Origin of the sequence: Halomonas sp. BN3-1, assembly GCF_003056325.1 — a bacterium.
GTDB classification, from domain to species: Bacteria; Pseudomonadota; Gammaproteobacteria; order Pseudomonadales; family Halomonadaceae; genus Halomonas; species Halomonas litopenaei.
The window spans coordinates 72,425-96,812 of record NZ_PYVV01000012.1 but is presented as its reverse complement, the minus strand read 5'-3'; the positions used below and the strand labels follow the sequence as shown (position 1 = coordinate 96,812).

The 24,388-nt window shown below is 63.8% G+C and carries 24 protein-coding genes; 19 read left to right on the top strand and 5 right to left on the bottom strand.

The window, feature by feature from the left end:
• Window positions 1-120: 120 nt before the first annotated feature.
• From C9F12_RS16490 to C9F12_RS16465, 5 genes are all read right to left on the bottom strand, one after another.
• Entirely contained in the window at window positions 121-1,362 is a 1,242-nt protein-coding gene (locus C9F12_RS16490) for a bifunctional aminoglycoside phosphotransferase/ATP-binding protein (RefSeq protein ID WP_045992728.1), read from the bottom strand.
• A 12-nt stretch (window positions 1,363-1,374) separates the two neighbouring features.
• Window positions 1,375-2,667 (bottom strand): glutamate-1-semialdehyde 2,1-aminomutase, encoded by a 1,293-nt coding sequence (hemL, locus tag C9F12_RS16485; protein WP_045992727.1) that lies wholly within the window; start codon window positions 2,665-2,667, stop codon window positions 1,375-1,377.
• Between the two features lie 174 nt (window positions 2,668-2,841).
• The gene (locus tag C9F12_RS16480; protein WP_108449583.1) at window positions 2,842-3,654 is read right to left on the bottom strand and encodes a hydroxymethylpyrimidine/phosphomethylpyrimidine kinase; all 813 of its coding nucleotides are present in this window, start codon (window positions 3,652-3,654) and stop codon (window positions 2,842-2,844) included.
• A gap of 35 nt (window positions 3,655-3,689) precedes the next feature.
• Entirely contained in the window at window positions 3,690-4,121 is a 432-nt protein-coding gene (gene hemJ / locus C9F12_RS16475; protein WP_045992725.1) for a protoporphyrinogen oxidase HemJ, read from the bottom strand.
• A gap of 9 nt (window positions 4,122-4,130) precedes the next feature.
• The gene (locus tag C9F12_RS16465) at window positions 4,131-6,074 is read right to left on the bottom strand and encodes a chloride channel protein (protein ID WP_240184281.1); all 1,944 of its coding nucleotides are present in this window, start codon (window positions 6,072-6,074) and stop codon (window positions 4,131-4,133) included.
• Window positions 6,075-6,337: 263 nt separating this feature from the next.
• Here C9F12_RS16465 and argC point away from each other — a divergent pair, with 263 nt between their 5' ends.
• The 19 genes from argC to mgtE all read left to right on the top strand — a co-directional run bounded on the left by argC (window position 6,338) and on the right by mgtE (window position 24,369).
• Complete coding sequence (gene argC, locus C9F12_RS16460; RefSeq protein WP_108449582.1) at window positions 6,338-7,372, top strand: N-acetyl-gamma-glutamyl-phosphate reductase; 1,035 nt, start codon at window positions 6,338-6,340, stop codon at window positions 7,370-7,372.
• 169 nt (window positions 7,373-7,541) lie between these two features.
• A complete protein-coding gene (erpA, locus tag C9F12_RS16455) occupies window positions 7,542-7,895 on the top strand; it encodes an iron-sulfur cluster insertion protein ErpA (protein WP_108449581.1) in 354 nt (117 codons plus the stop codon).
• A gap of 221 nt (window positions 7,896-8,116) precedes the next feature.
• On the top strand, window positions 8,117-8,872 hold the full coding sequence (locus tag C9F12_RS16450) for a transporter substrate-binding domain-containing protein (protein ID WP_045992721.1): 756 nt from the start codon (window positions 8,117-8,119) through the stop codon (window positions 8,870-8,872).
• Between the two features lie 164 nt (window positions 8,873-9,036).
• Window positions 9,037-9,708 carry an amino acid ABC transporter permease gene (locus C9F12_RS16445; RefSeq protein ID WP_045992720.1) on the top strand — a complete coding sequence of 224 codons (672 nt, stop codon included), beginning with the start codon at window positions 9,037-9,039 and terminating at the stop codon, window positions 9,706-9,708.
• 28 nt (window positions 9,709-9,736) lie between these two features.
• Entirely contained in the window at window positions 9,737-10,507 is a 771-nt protein-coding gene (locus tag C9F12_RS16440) for an amino acid ABC transporter ATP-binding protein (RefSeq protein ID WP_108449580.1), read from the top strand.
• A gap of 540 nt (window positions 10,508-11,047) precedes the next feature.
• Window positions 11,048-12,943: a tRNA uridine-5-carboxymethylaminomethyl(34) synthesis enzyme MnmG gene (mnmG, locus tag C9F12_RS16435; protein ID WP_108449579.1), complete on the top strand. Its 1,896-nt coding sequence runs from the start codon at window positions 11,048-11,050 to the stop codon at window positions 12,941-12,943.
• A complete protein-coding gene (gene rsmG, locus C9F12_RS16430; protein WP_108131959.1) occupies window positions 12,940-13,608 on the top strand; it encodes a 16S rRNA (guanine(527)-N(7))-methyltransferase RsmG in 669 nt (222 codons plus the stop codon). The genes mnmG and rsmG overlap by 4 nt, the downstream gene beginning before the upstream one ends.
• 74 nt (window positions 13,609-13,682) lie before the next feature.
• On the top strand, window positions 13,683-14,453 hold the full coding sequence (locus C9F12_RS16425; RefSeq protein WP_045992716.1) for a ParA family protein: 771 nt from the start codon (window positions 13,683-13,685) through the stop codon (window positions 14,451-14,453).
• Between the two features lie 66 nt (window positions 14,454-14,519).
• The gene (locus C9F12_RS16420) at window positions 14,520-15,443 is read left to right on the top strand and encodes a ParB/RepB/Spo0J family partition protein (RefSeq protein ID WP_045992715.1); all 924 of its coding nucleotides are present in this window, start codon (window positions 14,520-14,522) and stop codon (window positions 15,441-15,443) included.
• 278 nt (window positions 15,444-15,721) lie between these two features.
• The gene (locus C9F12_RS16415) at window positions 15,722-16,081 is read left to right on the top strand and encodes an ATP synthase subunit I (protein WP_231498561.1); all 360 of its coding nucleotides are present in this window, start codon (window positions 15,722-15,724) and stop codon (window positions 16,079-16,081) included.
• A gap of 13 nt (window positions 16,082-16,094) precedes the next feature.
• A complete protein-coding gene (atpB, locus tag C9F12_RS16410) occupies window positions 16,095-16,958 on the top strand; it encodes a F0F1 ATP synthase subunit A (protein WP_045992713.1) in 864 nt (287 codons plus the stop codon).
• A gap of 79 nt (window positions 16,959-17,037) precedes the next feature.
• Window positions 17,038-17,286, top strand: coding sequence for a F0F1 ATP synthase subunit C (atpE, locus tag C9F12_RS16405; RefSeq protein ID WP_045992712.1), 249 nt, complete (start codon window positions 17,038-17,040; stop codon window positions 17,284-17,286).
• A 66-nt stretch (window positions 17,287-17,352) separates the two neighbouring features.
• Window positions 17,353-17,823, top strand: a complete 471-nt coding sequence (locus tag C9F12_RS16400) for a F0F1 ATP synthase subunit B (protein ID WP_045992711.1) — start codon at window positions 17,353-17,355, stop codon at window positions 17,821-17,823.
• A gap of 11 nt (window positions 17,824-17,834) precedes the next feature.
• Entirely contained in the window at window positions 17,835-18,374 is a 540-nt protein-coding gene (locus C9F12_RS16395; RefSeq protein ID WP_045992710.1) for a F0F1 ATP synthase subunit delta, read from the top strand.
• Window positions 18,375-18,390: 16 nt separating this feature from the next.
• Window positions 18,391-19,935: a F0F1 ATP synthase subunit alpha gene (gene atpA, locus C9F12_RS16390; RefSeq protein ID WP_045992709.1), complete on the top strand. Its 1,545-nt coding sequence runs from the start codon at window positions 18,391-18,393 to the stop codon at window positions 19,933-19,935.
• A 77-nt stretch (window positions 19,936-20,012) separates the two neighbouring features.
• Window positions 20,013-20,894: a F0F1 ATP synthase subunit gamma gene (gene atpG / locus C9F12_RS16385; RefSeq protein ID WP_108449578.1), complete on the top strand. Its 882-nt coding sequence runs from the start codon at window positions 20,013-20,015 to the stop codon at window positions 20,892-20,894.
• Between the two features lie 41 nt (window positions 20,895-20,935).
• Entirely contained in the window at window positions 20,936-22,312 is a 1,377-nt protein-coding gene (gene atpD / locus C9F12_RS16380) for a F0F1 ATP synthase subunit beta (protein ID WP_108449577.1), read from the top strand.
• Window positions 22,313-22,336: 24 nt separating this feature from the next.
• Window positions 22,337-22,762: a F0F1 ATP synthase subunit epsilon gene (locus tag C9F12_RS16375; protein WP_045992706.1), complete on the top strand. Its 426-nt coding sequence runs from the start codon at window positions 22,337-22,339 to the stop codon at window positions 22,760-22,762.
• Between the two features lie 233 nt (window positions 22,763-22,995).
• Window positions 22,996-24,369: a magnesium transporter gene (gene mgtE / locus C9F12_RS16370; protein ID WP_108449576.1), complete on the top strand. Its 1,374-nt coding sequence runs from the start codon at window positions 22,996-22,998 to the stop codon at window positions 24,367-24,369.
• Window positions 24,370-24,388 lie beyond the last annotated feature (19 nt).

Here is a 24,388-nt window from a genome sequence, read left to right as displayed (position 1 = left end):
CCTTTCGGCCGAGATCGAGCAACGGAATGAAGCGACTGCATCGACAACACAGGTGCAGCCAACAAGGACGCCGGCGATGCCGGCGTCCTTGTTGGTGGAGAAAGATACCAGGCTGGTCTCTTACAACACGCGTATGTGCTCTTCGATCAGGCTGGCCAAGGTCTCCGCCGCGTTGTCGGCCGTGCTGTCCAGCCGCACCAGGTGCAGGCGTTCCTCGTCGGTGAAGTCTTCGAACGCGTCCTGCTGTGCCGCCAGCACCGCCAGGCTCAACGATTCGTCCCGCTCATTGCGCACCGCACGTTTGCTGATGCGACGTCTTAGCGTTTCGTCGTCGGCCTCGAAGCTTACCAGCAGCACCGGCAGTCCCCGGGCCTCGGCCTGCCAGCGCAACAGCTCGCGCTGCTTGCGCTCGAGGAAGGTGCCGTCGACACAGACCATGTAACCGGCGTCCAGCAGAATCCCGGCGCAGGCGGCCAGGCGCTGGTAGGTCTTGTCGGTGGCCTCGCGGGTATAGATATCCACAGGCAGATCGTCACTACCCTGTTGTGGATTGAATCCATGCAGCACCAGTCGCTGAACATCGGAGCTCAGTCGCACCGCACCCTGGCGTCCCACCAGGGTACGGGTGAAGCGGCTCTTGCCGCTGCCCGACACCCCGACGCCGATCACCAGCGGCGGAAAGCGGAACTCCGCGTGGCGCTCCGCCAGGGTCAGGTAGCGGCGGAAACTGTTCATGGTCTCGGCCATCAGCGACGGACGCTCCTGGCCGCTCACCTGGCGACGCTGCAGCGCGCGGCGCATGCCCGCCATGGACTCGATGACCTGCAACAGTGACAGGATCCGTGCCAGCTCGTAGTCGCCACTGCGACGTAGATAGCCATCCAGCGCCTGATGGGAGAGCGTCATCTCGCCACGCAGTTCGAGTTCCACCCTGAGACTCGCCAGGTCATGGCCGGGATCTGCCATCTCGGGATAGTCGAAGGGCTTGGGATCCTGGGCGGCACTCTGGGCGACCACCAGACGCCCGTTGTCACACAGACGTACGTCGGAGTACTCCATGTACCAACGGCTGGGACGCAGGCGATCCTTGCGCACCTCGATGATCGGAGCGAGACGATCGAATTCCTGATCCAGCCACACCTTGAGGGCGTCCAGGCGCTCGACGTCCTCGTCCCCGGTCAGCAGTGATCGACAGGCCGAGAACTCGGCCTCGCTGCGGTGCTTGAGCACCGTCAGCGGTTCCGGCAAATCGCTCTCCGGCGGCAACGGCTCGGCGTGAAACTCGGCCAGCGCGTCCAGCAGTTCTTCCAGGGTAAATGGCTCCAGCGCGGTGTCCGGCGAAGCGGCGTCATTGCCAGTCATGGTCGGCTCCTGTCAGGCCTGGGTCGTCATCTGGGCGAAGGCTTTCTCGGCAGCGTCCAGGGTCACCTGGATATCCTCCGGCGTGTGTGCACTGGACATGAAGCCAGCCTCGTAGGCCGACGGCGCCAGGTAGACTCCCTGCTCGAGCATGGCGGTGAAGAAACGGCGGAAGGCATCGGCGTCACAGGCGGTGGCCTGGGCAAAGTTCTCGACGCTGCTCTGGGCGGTGAAGAATACCCCGAACATCCCTCCCACGCGCTGGGTGATCATGTCGATACCAGCCTCGCGTGCCCGGCTTTCAAGCCCGTTGCACAGGGTCTCGACACGCTGCGCCAGGGCCTTGTGAAAGCCCGGCTCTTTCAGCTTGGTCAGCAGTGCCACCCCCGCCGCCATGGCCAGCGGATTACCGGCCAGGGTGCCGGCCTGGTACACCGGCCCCAGCGGCGATAGTTCGCTCATGATCTCGCGGCTGCCACCGAAGGCACCCACCGGCATGCCGCCACCGACGATCTTGCCGAGACAGGTCAGATCCGGGGTCACGCCGAAGTGCGCCTGGGCGCCCCCCAGGGCGACACGGAAACCGGTCATCACCTCGTCGAAGATCAGCACGCTCTGGTGGCGGTCACAGACCTGGCGCAGGGTCTTGAGGAAGTCGGCGCTCGGCGGGATGCAGTTCATGTTGCCGGCCACCGGCTCGACGATGATGCAGGCGATCTGACTGCCGATCTCCTCGAAACAGCGCTCCACCTCGTCGATGTCATTGTAGGACAGCGTGATGGTATGTTCGGCCAGAGCGGCAGGCACCCCGGGAGAACTGGGCTCACCGTGAGTCAGCGCGCCGGACCCCGCCTTGACCAGCAGCGAATCGCTGTGGCCATGGTAGTTGCCCTCGAACTTGACGATCTTGTCCCGCCCGGTAAAACCACGGGCCAGGCGAATCGCCGACATGGTCGCCTCGGTGCCCGAGTTGGTCATGCGCACCATCTCGATGCTCGGGATGATCTCGCAGATCAGCTCCGCCATGGTGGTCTCGACCGCGGTCGGGGTACCGAAGGACAGGCCCTTGTCGAGGCGCTCGCGCACCGCGCCCAGCACGTCGGGATCGGCATGGCCGGTGATCATCGGTCCCCAGGAGCCCACGTAGTCGACGTAGCGCTTTCCTTCGACATCGAAAAGGTAGGCGCCCTTTGCGCTCTCCATGAACACCGGCGGACGATGCAGCCCCTTGAACGCGCGCACCGGTGAGTTGACGCCACCGGGAATGTGCCGACAGGCCTGTTCGAAGAGCTCAGCGGATGTGGTCATGGCAACCTCTTTGCCCAAAAGTGAAATTCAATCATCGATGCCACAGACATCGATTCAGCGCGACACCGCCTGTGGATAACCCTGTGGAGGGCATGGGATAACCCGGTGAATTGGGCGCCAATACCTTCCAACAGGGGCTGATCGGGGTCTCTCATGCCGACTGCCGTGTCGCCATCATACCTTGACCTCGTCCGGCGAAAAGCGCGGCGTCGGCATTTTCCACAGCCGGCGAGGCAACGACTGCCCCTGGCCGGGCGTCCAGCCATGGGCCAGCGCCTGCCAGGCAAACACCTGAGCCTGCTCACAAGCCTGCACCAGACTTTCTCCCGCCGCCAGTCGCGTAGCCACGGCAGCGGCCAGGGTACAACCGGAACCATGGAAGGTCGCCGGCAAGCGGGGCCAGGTCCACTGACGATCGCTGTCCGGAGTATGCAGGGTATGGGCGACACGCCCCTTGGCCGTCTGGCCCTGGGGATCATCGGTGCCGGTCACCAGCACCGCCTGGCAGCCCTGGTGCATCAGACTGACACAGCGCTCGGTATCATCCTGGTAGTCGAGCCCGGCCAGGCGTGCCAGTTCGTCGCGATTGGGGGTCAGGATATCGACCCTCGGCAGCAGACGCTCGAAGTAGGCGTCGATCAGCTCCTGGGTCGCAAGCGGTGATCCGCCCCCCGCCTTGAGCACCGGATCGGCAACCACCGGCACACCGGGCCGGCGGCGCACCACATCGACCACCGCGTCCAGCGCCTCGAGGTCGGCGATCAAACCGATCTTGATCGCCGCGATCGGCAGGCTCTCCAGCGCTGCGGCCGCCTGGCGAATGGTCGAGGCCGGCACCGGGTGAACCGCCTGGACGTCGACGAGGTCCTGTACCGTCAGTGCGGTAGGCACGGTCAGCGCCCAGCCTCCGCAGGCGGCCACGCTCTCGGCATCGGCCACCAGGCCGGCACCGCCGGTCGGGTCATGCCCGGCCAGCACCAGCACCATCGGCAGGTGGGGCGAAGTCGAAGGACTCAGGCTATTCAAAAGGGTTTCACCACGGCCAGAATCACGATAGCCACCAGTGCCAGCACCGGCAGTTCATTGAACACACGAAAGAAGGTGGCACTGCGACGGCAACGATCCTCGGCCAGCTGCTTCAGGTAGATCAGGCAGACATGGTGATAGGCCACCAGCGCCACCACCAGCGCCAGCTTGGCGTGCAGCCAGCCCTGGCTCATCAGGGCCGGGTTCAACCACACCAGCAGTGCCCCCAGCAGCAATACCGCCACCATCGAAGGTGTCATGATGCCGCGATAGAGCTTGCGTTCCATCACCATGAAGGTATCCATGCTGGCGTACTCGCCCTTGTCCCGGGCCATGGCGTGGTACACGTAGAGCCGTGGCAGATAGAACATGGCGGCGAACCAGGTCACGATCGACATCAGGTGAAAGGCTTTTATCCACAGATACATGGCGACTCCTCAGGCTGTGGATGGATCAGACAGGCGGTAGTACCGCTCAATGGCATCCCGGGTGATGATACCGGAAATTCGCTTCTGCTTCGGTCGATAGCCGTGTTCCACGTAGAGTCCATCCACCTTGCTTTCGTTCAGCACGTTCAGCGCCTCGGTCAGGGTCGCCTGCAAGTGGATGGCCACCAGGTCCAGTCGCTGGCCGGGGATTTCCAGCAGGTCCAGCAACGCCTCCTTGTCTTCATCGGGGCTGGCCGCCGCTGGTGACACCGGCGGTGGCGAGCGATCGACGTTCTTGCCCGCGATGACATCCGCCTGGCCGCCGGGGGCGCCCCCCGTGTCCATCAACACATCCATGGCAGCATTGTCGTCGCTGGCTTCGCGTTGATCTTCCGGCGCCGCCTTGTGTTCCTGTTTCTCCCGCTGTTCCTGCTGCTCCTGCTGCTCGAGCAGATAACGCGCCAGGTCGGCCGCCTTCAGCGCCAGGGTCGGCTTGTCGTCGGTGGAACGTTCGATGATGATCCACACCGGTTTGGCCTCGAGCAATGCCCGAGCCTGGGTCTCCGAGATCCGTCGCCTGGTGCGCACCAGGCTGCGCTCCATCACCGCCGGCACCGACACCCGCGACAACGCCTGCATCAACGGTTGCTGAAGGGGGTGCAGACCATGGCGCTTGACGCTGATAAAGAAGCCGTCACAGCGACACAGCTGGCGCGCGGTCAGGCAGGACACCACCACCGCCAGCATGCCCGGCAACAGAATATGCGGCATATGGGTCAGTTCGAGCAGGGCCATCAGCGCCGCCAGCGGCGCCTGCAGCACCGCCCCCATCATCGCCGCCATGCCGATCATCGCGAATAGCCCAGGGTCTGCGGCCTTGTCCGGCCACATCCAGCCCCCGGCAATGCCGAACAGCGCCCCGGCGGCCGCGCCCACCACCAGCACCGGGCCGATGATGCTCACCGGCACTCCGCAGCCTACCGCGAAGGCAGTCAGCAGCAGCTTGCCCAGCACCAGCGCCATCAGAATATCCAGCGTCAAACGATTGAACAGCGCATCGGACAGGCTGTCGTAGCCGATGCCCTGGACCTGGGGGTAGCACCAGGCCAGTAGCGCCGCCAGGGCACCGACCAGTGCCAGGCGCCACCACAGCGGCAGACTGGCGATGCGCTCCGAGCGCGAGACATGGATGAACAGACCCGCCAGCAGACCGATACCGAAGGCCATGGCGGCGATCCAGTAGATATTGAACAGCGAGCCCATGGACAGATCGGGAACCGCGAAGGCAGGGTCAGCGCCATAGACCAGCTGGGAGACCAGGGCTCCCATGCAGGCCGCCAGGATGACCGGCATGAAGCCAACGATGGTGTATTCCATCATCACCACCTCCATGGCGAAGATGACCCCGGCGATGGGCGTATTGAAGGAGGCGGCGATACCTGCCGCGGTGCCGCAGGCCACCAGCACCCGCAGGCTGTTGTGGGGCAGGCGCAGCAGTTGGCCGAGGCCACTGGAGGCGGCGGCGCCCAGGTGGATCGCCGGGCCTTCGCGCCCGGCAGATAGCCCCCCGACCACCGACACCACCCCCACCCACCACTGGTTCAACCAGTTGCGCAGCGGAAAGCGGCCCTGGTGATAGGTCAGGCGTTCGATCACATGGCTGACGCCGATCTTGCGGGCAGCCAGTGGCTGACGCCATAGCAGCACACCAATCACCGTCACCGCGATGATCGGCAGCACCATGCGCAGGCCGGTAGACAACTGCTCGAAGGCTTCGGGATCGTCGTAGGGCATCACCAGCATGGCGCCGACCATCAACGCCAGCCGGAAGACCACCATCAGACTGCCGGTGATCAGCCCCGTCACCACCCCCAGCACGCACAGTTGCGGCAAGGCGTCGACGCTCGCCAGCTGGCGACGGAAGGCATCAAGACTGAGATCGGGCAGGCGCATGGAGGTGTGGGTCGCTTCCTTGAGAGCGAAGGGTCGAGTCCCTGACGCAAGATGAAAGGCAGGCTTACCTTAGGTGACTATCTCTTGTGTATCATAGAACGTGACTTGGCACCCAGGCCGCCGTCATCGTCGTCTCTCGGAACCCCCATCGCCTGGCCCGAGAATCTCCAGGCAGGCCTGTGGCCAGGCCATTCGGCTCGCCTTGCGGGCGGCCACATTTCCATGGCAATGCGCTGAAACAGCAAAGTGCAAAGGAGCGTTACGTGATCAAGGTTGGAATCGTCGGCGGCACCGGTTACACCGGCGTCGAACTGCTCAGGCTGCTGGCGCGCCACCCCGAGGTGGAAGTGGACGCGATCACCTCACGAAGCGAAGCCGGCCTCGGCGTGGCCGAACTCTATCCCAACCTGCGAGGTCACTACGACGAGCTGCGCTTTTCCGAGCCTGACCCGGAGCGCCTGGCGCGCTGCGATGCGGTGTTCTTCGCCACTCCCCACGGCGTCGCCCACGCGCTGGCCGGCGACCTGCTGGAGCGAGGCACCCGGGTGATCGATCTGTCAGCCGACTTCCGGCTGCGCGACGCCGGCGTCTGGGCCGACTGGTACGGCCAGCCTCACGGCGCCCCGGGTCTGCTCGAGGAAGCCGTCTACGGCCTGCCCGAGGTCAGCCGCGATCAGATTCGCCAGGCCCGCCTGATCGCCGTCCCCGGCTGCTATCCCACCGCGGTGCAGCTTGGCTTTCTGCCGCTGCTGGAAGCCGGGCTGATCGACGCCGACCACCTGATCGCCGACTGCAAGTCTGGCGTCACCGGTGCCGGCCGTGGCGCCAAGGTGCCCTCGCTGCTGGCCGAGGCCAGTGAATCGATGAAGGCCTACGGCGCCTCCGGCCATCGTCACCTGCCGGAAATTCGCCAAGGGCTCGGCGACGCCGCCGGGGGTGAGGTCGGGCTGACCTTCGTGCCCCACCTGACGCCGATGATCCGCGGCATCCATGCCACCCTGTACGGGCGCCTGACCGGCGAGCCCGGTGATCTCCAGCGCCTGTTCGAAGACCGCTTCGCCAACGAGCCCTTCGTCGACGTGATGCCCGCCGGCAGCCACCCCGAGACCCGTAGCGTCAAGGGCGCCAACCTTTGCCGCATCGCCGTACATCGCCCCGGCAACAGCGACACCGTGGTGGTGCTGGCCGTCATCGACAACCTGGTCAAGGGCGCCTCCGGCCAGGCCATCCACGCCCTCAATCTGATGTTCGACTTCGACGAGACCGCCGGTCTCGACGCCCCGGCGATGATGCCCTGAGGCCCATCCCCCCGCTTGCTGCGGGGGGATGTCGACGTACCAGGCACCTTACCTCCGAGGAAAAGTTGACCCTTTTACTCTGGCTTGGGGATAATGACCGATGCGGTCGACGTCGGCTGATCGGCGACATCGACCGCTTTGACCCTGTTTCTCGACCCCGGGAGCTCTCATGAGCGGTGCCGAATCCTTTGCCCCCACCCCGCTACTGCTGTCCGACAACGCCCAGCGCCGACTCAAGGCACTGATGGCCGAAGACGGCGCCAGCAACATCGCCCTGCGCGTCTATGTCACGGGAGGCGGCTGCTCGGGATTTCAGTACGGCTTCGACGTGGCCGACGGCGTCAACGACGACGACACCGAGATTCCCTTCGGCGATGTCTCGCTGGTGGTCGACCCGCTGTCCTACCAGTACCTGGTCGGCTCCACCATCGACTATGAGGAGGGCCTGGCCGGCGCGCGCTTTCTGGTGCAGAACCCCAACGCCACCACCACCTGTGGTTGCGGCGCCTCCTTTATGGTGTAGCGACCTTGCTGCGCGTCAGCCGACGCGACAGCAACACGCCGCTCCAGACAGCGCTTGATGCAGCCCTTGATGCCACCCTCGACGCAGCCTCCCGGCTGCGTCTTGCGTTGTGTCGTGGCGCCGCCAGCGTTGGCCCAGCGGATTCTCCCCCAACTTGACCCCTTCCCCGCAACTCGCCATGGTAGTTGAGGATTTCACAATAACGTCAACTGGGGAAAATCATGAAAACCGCCCTTACTTCTGCCGCTCTTACCTCCGCCCTGCTCACCTTCGGTGTCATCGGCAGCGCCCAGGCCGAGACCCTGAACGTGGCCACCGACCCGAGCTTCGTGCCATTCGAGATGATGGACCAGGAATCCGGCGAAATGGTCGGCTTCGACATGGACATCATTGCCGAACTGGCCGAGCGTGCCGGTTTCGAATACGAACTGCGCACCATGGACTTCAACGGCATCATTCCCGCCGTCCAGACCGGTAACGTCGACATCGCCATCGCCGGTATCACCATCACCGACGAACGTGCCGAGATCGTCGACTTCTCCGACCCCTACTACGACAGCGGTCTGAAGATCCTGGTCAACGCCGACGAAGAAGGCGTCAGCGAGATCGATGACCTGTCCGGTATGCGTATCGGCACCAAGATCGGCTCCACCAGCTATGACTTCCTCCAGGAAAACCTGGGCGAGGACGCCGAGATCACGCCCTATCCGGGCACCAGCGACATGTACATGGCCCTGCTCGGCGGCAGCGTCGATGCCGCCTTCTACGACGCCCCCAACGTCGGCTACTTCTCCCAGACCCGTGGCGAAGGCAAGGTCAAGGTCGTTGGTCCGCTGTACGAAGGCCAGCAGTACGGCATCGTCTTCGTCAAGGGCAGCGAGTGGGTAGAGCCGGTCAACGAGGCCCTGGCGGCGATGAAGGAAGACGGCACCTACGACGAGATCCACGCCAAGTGGTTTGGTTCCACCAGCGAGTGATCGCAGTCCATAGCGACCTGGGCAACCAACCTGGGATTCATGGGGGCCGGTACACGACCGGCCCCCTTGGTGTTACCCGGACGTCACCCCGAGGCACTGTCTCGACCCCGGCATCAAGGCCTCTCGCCTTGTCCTGATTTCACGTGCATGACGGAGACCCACTCGTGGACGTCAACTTCCAATTCGACTGGTCGGCGGCGCTGTCCTCCATCCCCCAGCTGCTGACCGGCATCCCCTATACCCTGCTGATTTCCTTCGGCGGTCTGGCCATCGGCTTTGTCATCGGCATCATCTTCGGCCTGTTGCGCATTTCTCCCAGCGCCTGGCTGCGTGTTCCCGCCGTGGCCTACATCGAAATCTTCCGCGGCACCCCGGTACTGGTGCAGGTGCTGTTCATCTTCTATGGCCTGCCGAGCATCCTTGGTGGCCCCATCGATGCGGTCACCGCAGGTATCGCTGCCATCGCCGTCAACTCCGGCGCCTACATCTCGGAGATCGTGCGCGGTGGTGTGCAGTCCATCGAGCGCGGCCAGCGCGAGGCCGGCCTGTCGCTGGGCCTGTCCCGCCGCCAGACCTTCCGCTACATCATCTGGCCCCAGTCCTTCCGCCGCATGATCCCGGCGCTGGGCAACCAGGCCATCATCAGCATCAAGGACACCTCGCTGTTCGCCGTCATCGGCGTTGGCGAGCTGGTGCGCCAGGGCCAGATCTACATCGCCACCACCTTCACCGCCCTGGAGGTCTATCTGATGGTGGCGCTGCTCTATCTTGCCATCACCCTTTCCTTGTCCTTCGCCCTGCGCATGCTCGAGCGCAAGGGCCTGGTGGGCCAGTGAGGTACAACATCCCATGGAAAATTCCGACATGAACCCAGCCTCTCACGCCCAGGGCGAGCCCATCGTCCGTATCGACAAACTCAACAAGCACTTCGGCTCGCTGCACGTGCTCAAGAACATCGACCTTGAGGTGGCCCAGGGCGAAGTGGTGGTCGTCATCGGCGCCAGTGGCTCCGGCAAGTCGACCCTGATCCGCTGCGTCAATGGCCTGGAAGAATTCCAGCAGGGCGCCCTCAGGGTCGACGGCAACGACCTCAAGCCCGACGGCAAGGCCAGCCAGGCGCTGCAGACCATCCGTACCGAGGTCGGCATGGTGTTCCAGCAGTTCAACCTGTTCCCTCACCTCAGCGTGCGTGACAACGTCACCCTGGCCCCGATGAAGGTGCGCGGCGAAAGCCGTGACAAGGCCGAGGCCACCGCGGAACGGCTGCTCGATCGGGTCGGCATCAAGGACCAGGCCGACAAGTACCCGACCCAGCTCTCCGGCGGTCAGCAGCAACGCGTGGCGCTGGCCCGCGCACTGGCCATGGAGCCCCGTCTGATGCTGTTCGACGAGCCCACCTCGGCGCTGGACCCGGAGATGATCGGTGAGGTGCTCGACGCCATGCGTGAGCTCGCCAGAGAAGGCATGACGATGATGATCGTGACCCACGAGATGGGCTTCGCCCGGGAGGTCGCCGACCGCGTGATCTACATCCACAAGGGGGAGATCGTCGAGCAGGGCAAGCCCGAAGAAGTCTTCGACAATCCGCAGAATGAACGTACCCAGAACTTCCTGGCGCGGGTGCTCAAGCACTGAAAAAACCGCCCGTTCAAGCCTCTGAAACGCCCTGTCGAGTGATCGACAGGGCGTTTTTTTGGCTTTTTGGGGCTGTGGACAAGATTTTTCACATTTGGCTGCGAAGCCCACTGCCACGGGGGCTGTGGGCAAGTCGGCGAGTTGTTCACCGTCGCGGTGACAACCGCCCCCGAGCTCGGTGGATAACTGGTGGAAGCCGAGCCCTGTGGGCAAGTCGTGATTGTGTCCACAGGCAGATAACACGCCATCAAACGCTGGTACGTCCCTTGTCCAACAAAGGATCAACATTGTATCTATTTGTTTTTAGTGGGTTTAAATAGTTTTTCCACAGAAAGTGTCCACACCAGTAGTTACAACCACTACAGAACTTCTTTTCTTATTCTTTTATTTTTTTATAGGTAGGTAAGTAAAGCTCCTGCCTGACAGACGGGGTGTGGAAAACCCTGACGTTTACCCACAGGAGGGTTTATACTGGCCGGCTATTTTTCGTACGAACCCAATATCCAGACCGCTGGCGCGCTGCGCCGAACGAGGTGAACCTTGGAGTATCCCGACCGCTTTGACGTCATCGTCATCGGCGGTGGCCATGCTGGAACGGAAGCTGCCCTGGCCTCTGCCCGCATGGGTTGCCAGACCCTGCTGTTGACCCACAACATCGAGACCCTGGGCCAGATGTCCTGCAATCCCGCCATCGGCGGGATCGGCAAGAGTCACCTGGTCAAGGAAATCGACGCCCTCGGCGGCGCCATGGGATTGGCGACGGACCTGGGCGGGATCCAGTTTCGCGTGCTCAACGCCCGCAAGGGCCCCGCGGTACGGGCGACCCGTGCCCAGGCCGATCGTGTGCGCTACAAGGCCGCGATTCGTGGCATGCTGGAAAACCAGCCGAACCTGACGCTGTTCCAGCAGGCCGCCGGCGACCTGATCGTCGACCAGGACACCGTGCGCGGCGTGGTCACCGAGACCGGACTGCGATTCCTGGCCGAAACCGTGGTGCTGTGCACCGGCACCTTCCTCGGCGGGGTGATCCACATCGGGCTGGACAACAGCCGTGGTGGTCGTGCCGGGGATCCGCCCTCCAATGCCCTGGCCGAGCGTCTGCGCGCCTTGCCGTTTCGGGTCGATCGCCTGAAGACCGGCACCCCGCCGCGCATCGATGCCAAGAGCGTCGACTTCTCACGCCTCGAGGAACAGCCGGGCGACAGTCCGACTCCGGTGATGTCCTACCTGGGATCACGGGACATGCATCCGCGTCAGGTCAGCTGCCATATCGCCCATACCAACGAGCGCACCCACGAGATCATCTTCGACAATCTCGATCGCTCGCCGATGTTCTCCGGGGTGATCGAAGGGGTCGGGCCGCGCTACTGCCCGTCCATCGAGGACAAGGTCCACCGCTTCGCCGACAAGACCAGCCACCAGGTGTTCGTCGAGCCGGAGGGTCTGGATACCCATGAGCTATACCCAAATGGTATTTCGACCTCCTTGCCCTTCGACGTGCAGCTCAAGGTGGTGCGCTCCATCGAAGGTCTCGAGCGGGCCCATATCACCCGTCCGGGCTACGCCATCGAGTACGACTTCTTCGATCCGCGGGACCTGAAGCACTCGCTGGAAACCAAATTTATCCACAACCTGTTTTTCGCCGGCCAGATCAACGGCACCACCGGCTACGAGGAAGCGGGGGCCCAGGGCCTGCTCGCCGGGCTCAACGCCGCGCGTCGCGCCAAGGCGCTCGACGCCTGGTGTCCGCGCCGCGACGAGGCCTACCTCGGGGTGCTGGTGGATGACCTGATCACCCTGGGCACCAAGGAGCCCTACCGGATGTTCACCTCCCGCGCCGAGTACCGGCTGTTGCTGCGCGAGGACAACGCCGACATGCGCCTGACCGAACACGGTCGCGCACTGGGTCTGGTGGACGATGAGCGCTGGGCGCGGTTCAGCGACAAGCGTGAAGCGGTGGAGCGCGAGAGCGCCCGGCTCAAGGCGACCTGGGTGCAGCCCGGGACCGATGCCGCCGCCACCATCGAGCGAATCACCGGCAAGCCGCTGGCCCGCGAGTACAGCCTGATGGACCTGCTCAAGCGCCCGGAACTCGGCTATGCCGACGTGGCTGCGGCCAAGGGTGAGCCGGTGAGCGACGAGACGGTCGCCGAACAGGTCCAGATCCAGGCCAAGTACCAGGGCTACATCGATCGTCAGCAGGACGAGATCGACAAGCTCAAGCGTCACGAGTCCATGGCCCTGCCCGCCGATCTCGACTACAGCCGAGTCGAGGGGCTGTCCCACGAGATTCGCCAGAAGCTCGCCGAGACGCGCCCCGAGACCCTGGCCCAGGCCGGACGGATCAGCGGGGTGACCCCGGCGGCAGTATCGATCCTGCTGATTCACCTCAAGAAACGCCGGTTGCTCGATGATCGCGAGGTGGCCAGCGGATGAGTCAGGCGATGTCCCCGGCCCTGCAGCAGCGACTGCACGAGCGCTTGAGCGAGGGCCTTGCCGCCCTCGAGATCACGGCCACCGCCGCCCAGCTTGACCAGCTTCTGGCCCTGGTGGGTCTGTTGCACAAGTGGAACCGGGCCTATAACCTCACGGCGGTACGCGATCCGCTGGACATGGTCTCTCGCCACGTGCTCGACAGCGCCGCGGTGCTGCCCTGGGTCAAGGGCCCACGGGTGCTCGACGTGGGTGCGGGGCCTGGCCTGCCCGGCCTGGTGCTGGCGATCCTCAACCCCGAGCTCGACGTCAGCCTGCTCGACAGCAACGGCAAGAAGGTTCGCTTTCAGCGTCAGGCGGTGATGGAACTTGGGCTTGCCCGGGTGACCCCGATCCAGGCGCGAGTGGAAGCCTATACCCCGGCCGAAGGCGGGTTCGATCAACTGATCTCGCGGGCCTTTGCCAGCCTCGAGGACTTCGTCGAGCTGACCCGGCCGCTGCTGGCGCCCCACGGCCAGTGGCTGGCGATGAAAGGGCCGGCGGTGGACGGCGAGCTCGAACGCCTGGAGGACGACGTGCGCTGTGTCTCGCGCCATGCGTTGAGGGTGCCGTACGAGTCAGCGGGTCGAGAACTGGTTATGCTGGAACCCGAGGCCGGGGGCCGCTAGGCTCGGGCTTGGGGTTCGGTTTCACGATTTTGCCGCCACCAGCCACCCGAGAATTTCCACGCAAGGATGACGTCGTGACCAAAATCATCGCCTTGACCAACCAGAAGGGTGGGGTCGGCAAGACCACCTCTGCCGTCAACCTGGCCGCCAGTCTGGCGTCGCTGGATCGCCGCGTACTGCTGGTCGATCTCGATCCCCAGGGCCACGCCACCATGGGCAGTGGTGTCGACAAGCACAGCCTCGAGGGCAGCGTGCTCGACGTCATCCTGGGCGACAAGCGCCCGGTGGAGGTCATCCTCGACTGCCCCGAGGCGGGCTACGCCTTGCTGCCCGGCAATGGCGACCTGACCGCCGCCGAGGTAGAGCTGCTCGATCGTGGTGAAGGCCGCGAGCGGGCGCTGGCCAAGGCGCTGGACGAAGTCGCCGGCGAGTACGACGTGGTGATGATCGACTGCCCACCGTCGCTGAACATGCTCACCGTCAATGCGCTGACCGCTGCCGATGGGGTACTGATACCGCTGCAGTGCGAGTTCTATGCCCTGGAAGGCCTGTCGGCACTGCTCGACACCGTCGAGCAGATCAAGGACAGCGTGAACCCGGGCCTCGAGATCTTCGGGATCCTGCGCACCATGTTCGACGCCCGCAACAGCCTGACCCGGGACGTCAGCAAGCAGCTGCGGGACTACTTCGGCGACGCCCTGCTCAAGACCACCATTCCACGTAACGTGCGGGTTGCCGAGGCGCCGAGTCACGGCCTGCCGGTCACCAAGTACGCACGCTTCTCGCGGGGCAGCCAGGCCCACCGGGTGCTGGCCAAGGAACTGATTCGTCGGCTGTCGCTGTAGCCCCGGCCAGGGTGGCAAGGGCCAGCAGTGTCGAATTTTTGAGCGTGCTGTGATGAGGAAGAATCGATGACGCGCAAACGCGCCCTGGGACGAGGACTGGATGCGCTGATCGGGGCCGGTGCCCGCCGCCGCGAGAGCCTCGATCTGCCCGAGGTGGATGCCGAGCTGACGACCGACGGCGACGAAGACGCCACGGTGGTGCCGCCTCCCGCGCCGGAGGAACGTCTGGAGCGCCTGCCGCTGGGCCAGCTCAGCCGTGGACGCTACCAGCCAAGGCGCGATATCCAGCCCGAAGCGCTGGAGGAGCTGGCCGACTCGATCCGCGCCCAGGGCGTGATGCAGCCCATCGTGGTGCGTCCGATCGGTCCCGACCGCTATGAAATCATCGCCGGTGAACGCCGCTGGCGGGCCTCCCAGCTGGCCGAACTGGACGTCATCCCGGCGGTGATCCGCGAGGTGACCGACGAGGTGGCCCTGGCGCTGGCACTGATCGAGAACATCCAGCGCGAGAACCTCAACCCGGTGGAGGAAGCGCTGGCGCTCAAGCGTCTGCTCGACGAATTCGAACTGACCCAGCAGCAGGTCGCCGACGCCGTGGGCCGTTCGCGTACCCAGGTGACCAACCTGCTGCGCCTGCTGGCGCTGGACCCCGAGGTGCAGACGCTGCTCGAACGCGGTGACCTGGACATGGGCCATGCCCGCGCCCTGTTGACCCTGCCGGCGGCCAAGCAGCGCAAGGCGGCCCATGAGGTGGTCAACAAGGACCTGACCGTGCGCGCCACCGAGGCGCTGGTCAAGCAACTGGCCAATGGCAAGCCAAAGGCCGCCAAGACTGCGCCGAATCAGGACGTGGCCCGGCTGGAGACCCGTCTGGCAGATCTGCTCGGCGCCCCGGTCAAGATCAGCCACGGCAAGGCCGGCAAGGGCAAGGTCACCATCCAGTACTCGAGCCTCGACGAGCTCGACGGCATCCTGGGCCACATCCGCTGAGTGGCGACGACCAGAGACAGCGACCGGGTTGCGCGTATCAGCGCAGTAAACCACTTAGGTCGCTAATCACTTTAGCGGCCTTTTCTCCGCATTTGGTCGTAAGCCAGCGCGAAGTGACGACAAATCGTCACGTCTTTGGTTGAAGCCGTTAGGGGGCTTCCCTATAATCGCGCCGGAGTCTGCCGGTGGTCTGTCGCCGGCGATCACGATGGATGACGAGTTCGCGCCAAGAGGCGCGTCGGGAGAAACACTTGGCGGCCAGGATCCAACGACCCCAGGTGCAGCGCCTGCTGATGGCACAGCTCGCTGTGCTGGCGCTGACCAGCGTTGCGGCGGCTGGCATCGACGGTATCTCCGGCGCTTCCTCGGCGGCCCTGGGCGGGCTGGTGGCCTTTTTGCCCAATGTGTTCTTTGCCTGGTGTGTGTTCCGGGCGCAGGGCGCGCGCTACTCCAAGGCCATCGTCAACAATTTCTATCGTGCGGAAGCCGGCAAGTTCGGTTTGACGGCGGCGCTGTTCACCCTGGTGTTCATCGCAGTGCCTCCCTCAAACCCGACTTTTTTCTTTGGCGCTTATGTGGTGACGCTGTTCGTTCATTGGCTGGGGCCCTGGCTGGTGAAACGACCGTCGCACACCTGATAACGAGGCAGACATGGCAGGCACGAATCCGACTCCGACGGAATATATCCAGCACCACCTGCAGAACCTGACCTTCGGGCTGCACCCGGACAATGGCTGGTCGATCGCCCATTCCGCCCAGGAAGCTTCCGACATGGGCTTCTGGGCCGTTCACCTCGATACCCTCGGCTGGTCCGTCGGTCTCGGTCTGATCTTCCTGTGGCTGTTCAAGAAGGCGGCCAACACCGCTACCACCGGCGTGCCTGGTGCGCTGCAGAACTTTGTCGAGCTGATGGTCGAGTTCGTCGACAACTCGGTCAAGGACACCTTCCACGGCAAGAGCAAGCTGATCGCGCCGCTGGCGCTGACCATCTTCTGCTGGGTCTTCCTGATGAACCTGATGGACCTGGTGCCGGTGGACTTCCTGCCGCTGCTGGCGGCCAAGATCGGCGCCCTGTTCGGCGCGGACCCGGCCCACGTCTACTTCAAGGTGGTACCGACCACCGACGTCAATGCCACCCTCGGCATGGCGCTGTCCGTGTTCGGCCTGATCATCTTCTACACCATTCGTGCCAAGGGCTTCTCCGGCTTCATCGGTGAGCTGACCCTGCACCCGTTCAACTCACCCAACAAGCTGGTCCAGGCGCTGTTCATCCCGGTCAACTTCCTGCTCGAGACCGTGACCCTGATCGCCAAGCCGATCTCCCTGGCCCTGCGACTGTTCGGCAACCTCTACGCCGGTGAGCTGATCTTCATCCTGATCGCGATGATCGGCCTGTGGCAGCTGCCGCTGCACTTCACCTGGGCGGTGTTCCATATCCTGGTCATCACCCTGCAGGCCTTCATCTTCATGATGCTGACCATCGTCTACATGAGCATGGCGGTGGAGAAGCACTGACGGTTTCGCTTCAACCCTAAACCCTTAACCCTAACCCACTGATAAACCTTAGTTTCAACTAAAAACTGGAGAGACCACCATGGAAGCACAAGTTCTGGGTATGACCGCCATCGCCGTGTCCCTGCTGATCGGCCTGGGTGCACTCGGCACCGCCATCGGCTTCGGTATCCTCGGCGGCAAGTTCCTGGAAGGCGCTGCACGTCAGCCGGAAATGGTTCCGATGCTGCAGGTCAAGATGTTCATCGTCGCCGGCCTGCTGGACGCCGTGACCATGATCGGTGTTGGTATCGCGCTGTTCTTCACCTTCGCTAACCCGTTTGTCGGTTAATGTCCGACCGCTCGTCCCGAGCCGTCGATCCGTTAACCCCAAACCCGTAACGCGAGAGGTGCTGGCGTGAACCTGAACCTTACCCTAGTCGGCCAGGCTATCGCCTTTGCGTTCTTCGTCTGGTTCTGCATGAAGTTTATATGGCCGCCGGTCATGCAAGCTCTGCAGGAACGCCAGAAGAAGATCGCCGATGGTCTGGATGCTGCCAGCCGTGCGGCGCGTGATCTCGAGGTGGCCGAGAAAGAGGCCGACGAGACCCTGCGCAAGAGCAAGCAAGAGGCGGCCGAGATCCTGGAACAGGCCCAGAAACAGGCCAACCAGAAGCTCGAGCAGGCACGCGAAGACGCCCGCCTTGAAGGCGAGCGCATGATTGCCAAGGCCAAGTCCGAGATCGAGCAGGAAGTGGCACGCGCGAAGGAAGACCTGCGCGCACAGGTGTCCCGTCTGGCGGTCCTGGGCGCTGAGCGAATCCTGGAGTCCTCCATCGACGAGAAGCAGCACGCTGCCATCGTCGACAAACTCGCCAAAGAGCTCTGAGGAGGTGCCCCATGGCGGAAACGTCAACTATCGCTCGCCCGTACGCCAAGGCTGCCTTTGAGCACGCCGTGGCCAAGGACGCGCTCGACGAATGGTCCGGCATGCTGGCCAGGGTCGCGCAGGTCGTCGGCGACGACGACATGCGCGCCCGGGTGCTCGGCAATCCCAAGCTGTCCAGCGCACAGAAGGCTGATGTTGTCGTCGACGTCTGTGGTGACGCCGTCAATGACGACCTCAAGAACTTCGTTCGCCTGGTCGGCCAGAAGGGTCGCCTGGCGGCGCTCGGCGCCATCGCCGAGCAGTTCGAGGTGCTCAAGGCCCAGCAGGAAAAGCGAGTAGAGGTGGAAATCGTTTCTGCCTTCCCGCTGGCCGAAGCCCAGGAACAATCGCTCGCGAGTGCACTGGCCAAGCGTCTGAACCGCGAAATCTCCATTACCACTCAGGTGGACAAGACGCTCCTGGGCGGCGTGATCCTGCGTGCCGGCGACACCGTCATCGACGGTTCGGTACGTGGTCGATTGAACCGCCTCCAGGAAGCCCTTTCCGCCTGAGTCTGAGGGACATGGCATGCAGCAACTGAATCCTTCCGAGATCAGCGACATCATCAAGCAGCGTATCGAGAAGCTTGACGTCGCATCCGAAGCCCGTAATCAGGGCACGATCGTCAGCGTATCTGACGGTATCGTGCAGATTCACGGCCTCGCCGACGCAATGTTCGGTGAGATGATCGAATTCCCCGGCGGCATCTTCGGGATGACCCTGAACCTCGAGCGCGACAACGTCGGTGCCGTGGTTCTGGGTGATTACCTGCAGCTGGAAGAGGGCATGACTGCCCAGTGTACCGGTCGCATCCTCGAGGTGCCGGTGGGTCCCGAACTGCGCGGCCGTGTGGTCGACGCCCTCGGTAACCCCATCGACGGCAAGGGCGACCTGGGCACCAAGGAAACCGACGCGGTCGAGAAGGTCGCACCTGGCGTCATCACTCGTCAGTCCGTCGACGAGCCGATCCAGACCGGTTTCAAGTCCATCGATGCCATGGTGCCGATCGGCCGCGGTCAGCGTGAGCTGATCATCGGCGACCGTCAGATCGGTAAGTCGGCGATCGCCATCGACGCGATCATCAACCAGAAAGGCACCGGCGTCACCTGTGTCTACGTGGCCATCGGTCAGAAGCAGTCGACCATCGCCAACGTGGTGCGCAAGCTCGAAGAGCACGGCGCCATGGAGCACACCATCGTGGTCGCCGCCGGCGCCGCCGATCCGGCCCCGATGCAGTTCCTCGCCGCCTACTCCGGCTGCACCATGGGCGAGTACTTCCGCGACCGCGGTGAAGACGCGCTGATCGTCTATGACGATCTGTCCAAGCAGGCCGTGGCCTACCGCCAGGTGTCCCTGCTGCTGCGTCGTCCGCCGGGCCGTGAAGCCTTCCCTGGCGACGTCTTCTACCTCCACTCCCGTCTGCTCGAGCGTGCCGCGCGTGTCAACGCCGACTACGTCGAGAAGTTCACCAACGGTGAAGTGAAGGGCAAGACCGGCTCGCTGACCGCACTGCCGATCATCGAGACCCAGGCCGGCGACGTGTCTGCCTTCGTTCCGACCAACGTGATCTCGATCACCGACGGTCAGATCTTCCTCGAGACCGACCTGTTCAACTCAGGCATCCGCCCGGCCATCAACGCCGGTCTGTCGGTGTCTCGTGTGGGTGGCTCGGCACAGACCAAGATCATCAAGAAGCTCGGCGGCAGCGTGCGTCTGGCTCTGGCCCAGTACCGCGAGCTCGCGGCCTTCTCCCAGTTCGCCTCCGACCTGGACGAAGCCACCCGCAAGCAGCTCGAGCACGGTCAGCGCGTCACCGAGCTGATGAAGCAGAAGCAGTACTCGCCGATGTCGGTTGCCGAGATGGCGATCTCCCTGTTTGCCGCCAACGAAGGCTTCCTGGACGACGTCGACGTCAACAAGGTGCTGGACTTCGAACATGCACTCCACGAGTACATGAAGTCCGAGCACGGCGAGTTGCTCGACAAGATCAACGAGTCTGGCGACTACAACGACGAGATCAAGGACGGCCTGAAGCAGGGTCTCGAGAAGTTCAAGTCCTCTCAGAGCTGGTAAGCGTCCACTGGCCCGCCGCAAGGCGGGCCAGGTGGTCGAACAGGATTCTGAGGGTCACCGAACAAGGGTAGATCGCCATGGCAGTCGGAAAAGAGATTCGCACGCAGATTGCGAGCATCAAGAACACGCAGAAGATCACCAATGCGATGCAGATGGTGGCGGCGTCGAAGATGCGCAAGACCCAGGAACGGATGTCGGCGAGCAAGCCTTATGCCGAACAGATCCGTAACGTGGTGGGTCATCTCGCCCAGGCCAACCCGGAATACAAGCATCCGTGGATGGAAGAGCGTGAGGCCAAGCGCGTCGGTTACATCGTCGTCTCCAGCGATCGTGGTCTCTGTGGCGGCTTGAACGTCAACCTGTTCAAGGCGACGGTCAAGGACGCTCAGGCGTGGCACGAGAAGGGCGCCGAGCTCGACTTCTGTGCCCTCGGCAGCAAGGCCAGCAGCTTCTTCCGCAAGTATGGGGGAAGCCTGGTCGCCGCCAAGAGTGGCCTGGGGGAAACGCCGAGTCTTGATGATCTGATCGGCAGCGTGAAGGTGATGCTGGATGCCTACGATGAAGGCAAGCTGGATCGTCTTTACGTGGTGCACAACGAATTCGTCAATACCATGACCCAGAAGCCGGTCGTCCGTCAGCTGCTACCGCTGACCGAGGACACCGCAAAGGTCGAGGAAGACGACGAGAACAAGCGTCCCAGCAGCTGGGACTACCTGTATGAGCCGGATGCCAAGGCGCTGCTCGACAGCCTGCTCGTGCGCTACGTTGAAGCGCAGGTGTATCAGGCGGTGGTCGAGAACACAGCGTGCGAGCAGGCGGCACGCATGGTTGCCATGAAGAGCGCGACCGACAACGCGGGCAATCTGATCGATGATCTGGAGCTGGTGTACAACAAGGCACGTCAGGCGGCCATTACCCAGGAAATCTCCGAGATCGTTGGCGGTGCCGCCGCTGTTTAAGGCATGCAGGTTTCATTTGCAGGTATTAGAGAGGAACCAAGATGAGCGGACGTATCGTACAAATCATCGGCGCGGTGATTGACGTAGAGTTTCCGCGGGACGATGTTCCCAAGGTCTACGACGCGCTGAAGGTCACCGAAAAGGAGACCATCCTCGAAGTCCAGCAGCAGCTGGGCGACGGCGTGGTGCGCTGCATCGCCATGGGCTCGACCGAAGGGCTCAAGCGCGGCATGAACACCGATAACACCGGCGCGGCCATCTCCGTCCCGGTCGGCCAGGAAACCCTGGGCCGCATCATGAACGTGCTCGGCGAGCCGATCGACGAAGCCGGCGACATCGGTGAGCAGGAGCGCATGCCGATCCACCGCGAGGCTCCGGGCTACGCCGACCAGGCGGCCACCAACGAGCTGCTCGAGACCGGCATCAAGGTCATCGACCTGGTGTGCCCGTTCGCCAAGGGCGGCAAGGTCGGTCTGTTCGGCGGTGCCGGTGTCGGCAAGACCGTCAACATGATGGAGCTGATCCGTAACATCGCCACCGAGCACAGCGGTTACTCCGTGTTCGCCGGTGTCGGTGAGCGTACTCGTGAAGGTAACGACTTCTACCACGAGATGCAGGAGTCCAACGTTCTCGACAAGGTGGCACTGGTCTACGGCCAGATGAACGAGCCGCCCGGGAACCGCCTGCGTGTGGCCCTGACCGGTCTGACCATCGCCGAGAAGTTCCGTGACGAAGGTCGTGACGTACTGTTGTTCGTCGACAACATCTACCGTTACACCCTGGCCGGTACCGAGGTGTCCGCACTGCTGGGCCGTATGCCGTCCGCGGTGGGTTACCAGCCGACCCTGGCCGAGGAGATGGGCGTTCTGCAGGAGCGTATCACCTCCACCAAGACCGGCTCGATCACCTCCGTACAGGCCGTCTACGTGCCCGCGGATGACTTGACCGACCCGTCTCCGGCGACCACCTTCTCGCACCTGGACGCCACCGTGGTACTGGCGCGTTCCATCGCCGAGCTGGGTATCTATCCGGCCATCGACCCGCTGGACTCCACCTCTCGCCAGCTCGATCCGCTGGTGGTGGGCGACGAGCACTACAACGTCGCGCGCGGTGTTCAGGGCGTGCTCCAGCGCTACAAGGAGCTCAAGGACATCATCGCCATCCTGGGCATGGACGAGCTGTCCGACGAAGACAAGCAGATCGTGGCACGTGCGCGTAAGATCCAGCGCTTCCTGTCACAGCCGTTCTTCGTTGCCGAGGTGTTCACCGGCTCTCCCGGCAAGTACGTGTCGCTGAAGGAGACCATCCGTGGTTTCCAGGGCATCCTGGACGGCGAGTACGACGAGCTGCCCGAGCAGGCCTTCTACATGGTCGGCACCATCGACGAGGCCGTCGAGAAAGCCAACCAGATGAAGTAATCCCTCTAACCGGGAGACGTCATCATGACGAAAACCATCCAATGCGAGATCGTCAGTGCCGAAGCCTCGGTCTACTCCGGTAGTGCCGAGCAGGTGGTGGCGGCTGGCATCCTGGGGGATCTTGGCATCCTGGCCGGCCACACGCCGCTGCTGACCGAGCTGGCTCCGGGCCCTGTGCGGGTGCTCAACGAAGGTAGCGAGGAGCACTTCTACGTCTCCGGCGGCTTTATCGAAGTGCAGCCCGAGAAGGTGATCGTGCTGGCCGACACGGCGGTTCGCGCATCCGATCTGGATGAAGCGGCCGCCGAAGAGGCCCGCAAGCAGGCCATCAAGGCCATGGAGGACAAGTCGGCGGAGCTGGATTACACCCGCGCCGCGGCGGAACTCTCCGAGGCCCTGGCCCAGCTGCGTACCATCCAGCAGCTGCGCAGGAAGGCCGGCAAGGGCTAAGTTCCCTGGCGCCGATGCCCCACGCCCCCCGAATGGCTGACATTCGGGGGGCGTTTTCGTTGGTGATGACGGCAGCGAACCGCGACTGACGCTTCTTCGATGCTTGCCTTGTGTCTAATGTTCATCCAGACATGGCATCATGTCGCCTTTTCGAGCAGCCCCGATAGGTCGTCTCTTGGGGACACTGCGCCTCAGCGATTTGCGGCAAGGACGCCGGCCATGAGGAGACGCCCATGAATCTGACCCCCAGCCTGGATGCGCACAAGCAGGTGCTGCTGCGTGCCCTCGATCCCCGCGACAGCAAGACGCTGGAAGCCCGCCTGCCCGAGATTCGCTCGGCGGATCTGGCCGAGATCCTCGAGCGACTGATCGAGGATGAAGACCGCCTGGACAGCGCCGTGGCGCTGTTGGCCTGCCTGCCGGTGGGGCGCCAGGCCAGCGTGTTCGGTCATCTGCCGTTCGAGGCCCAGGACGCGATGGCGTCGCGCATCGAGGACGCCTGGCTGTCGCGGATCCTCGACAAGATGGGCTCGGACGAACGTGCCGACCTGTTCAAGGTGCTGGGGGATGATCGCAAGGAGGCGCTGTTGCGGCGCATGGCAAGGCGCGAGCGCGAGGCGCTCAAGCGCCTGGCCAGCTACGAGGAGGGCACCGCCGGCGCCCTGATGACCGCCGACTATGTGGCGATCCCGATGGGGCTCACCGTGTCTCGGGCGATGATGCGGGTGCGCCAGACCGCTCCCGACGCCGAGACCGTCTACCAGCTGTACGTGGTGGACGAGCACGGCCGCCTGGCCGGCACCATGTCACTGAGACAGCTGATGGTGGCACGGCCCCAGGCGATCATCGACGAGCTGATGATCCACGACGTCATCAGCATCGGTGTGGACGCCGAGCAGGAAGAGGTCGCCCGGGTGGTGGCGCGCTACGACCTGCTGGCGTTGCCGGTGACGGACGCCGACGAGCGACTGGTCGGCATCGTCACCCACGATGACGCCATGGACGTGGTCGAATCCGAGGCCACCGAGGACATCCACAAGGGCATGTCGATCGGTCAGCTGGAAGGTGGCGTGTCCCGGGTGCCGCTGTGGAGCCTGTATCGCAAGCGAGTGATCTGGCTGGTATTGCTGGTGTTCGGCAACCTCTTCTCGGGAGCCGGCATCGCCCACTTCGAGGACACCATCGCCGCCCAGGTGACCCTGGTGTTCTTTCTGCCGCTGTTGATCGGCAGCGGTGGCAACGCCGGCGCCCAGGCCGCCACCCTGATGGTGCGAGGCATGGCCACCGGTGACGTGGGGATCAAGGACTGGAGCAAGCTGCTCGGCCGAGAACTGCTGGTGGCAGGCTCGCTGGGACTGACCATGGCCCTGGCGGTGGCCCCCATCGGGGTCATTCGAGGTGGTGAGGCGGTGGCCTTGGTGGTGGCCATCAGCATGATCTGCATCGTCTTGTTCGGCAGCCTGCTCGGCATGTGCCTTCCGTTCGTGCTCGATCGGCTGGGCTGGGACCCGGCCACCGCCTCGGCACCGCTGGTCACCACCCTGATCGACGCCTCCGGGGTGGTCATCTACTTTTCCATCGCCACGCTGGTACTGATGGGAACTTGATCGACCGCAGCGGGTGCGG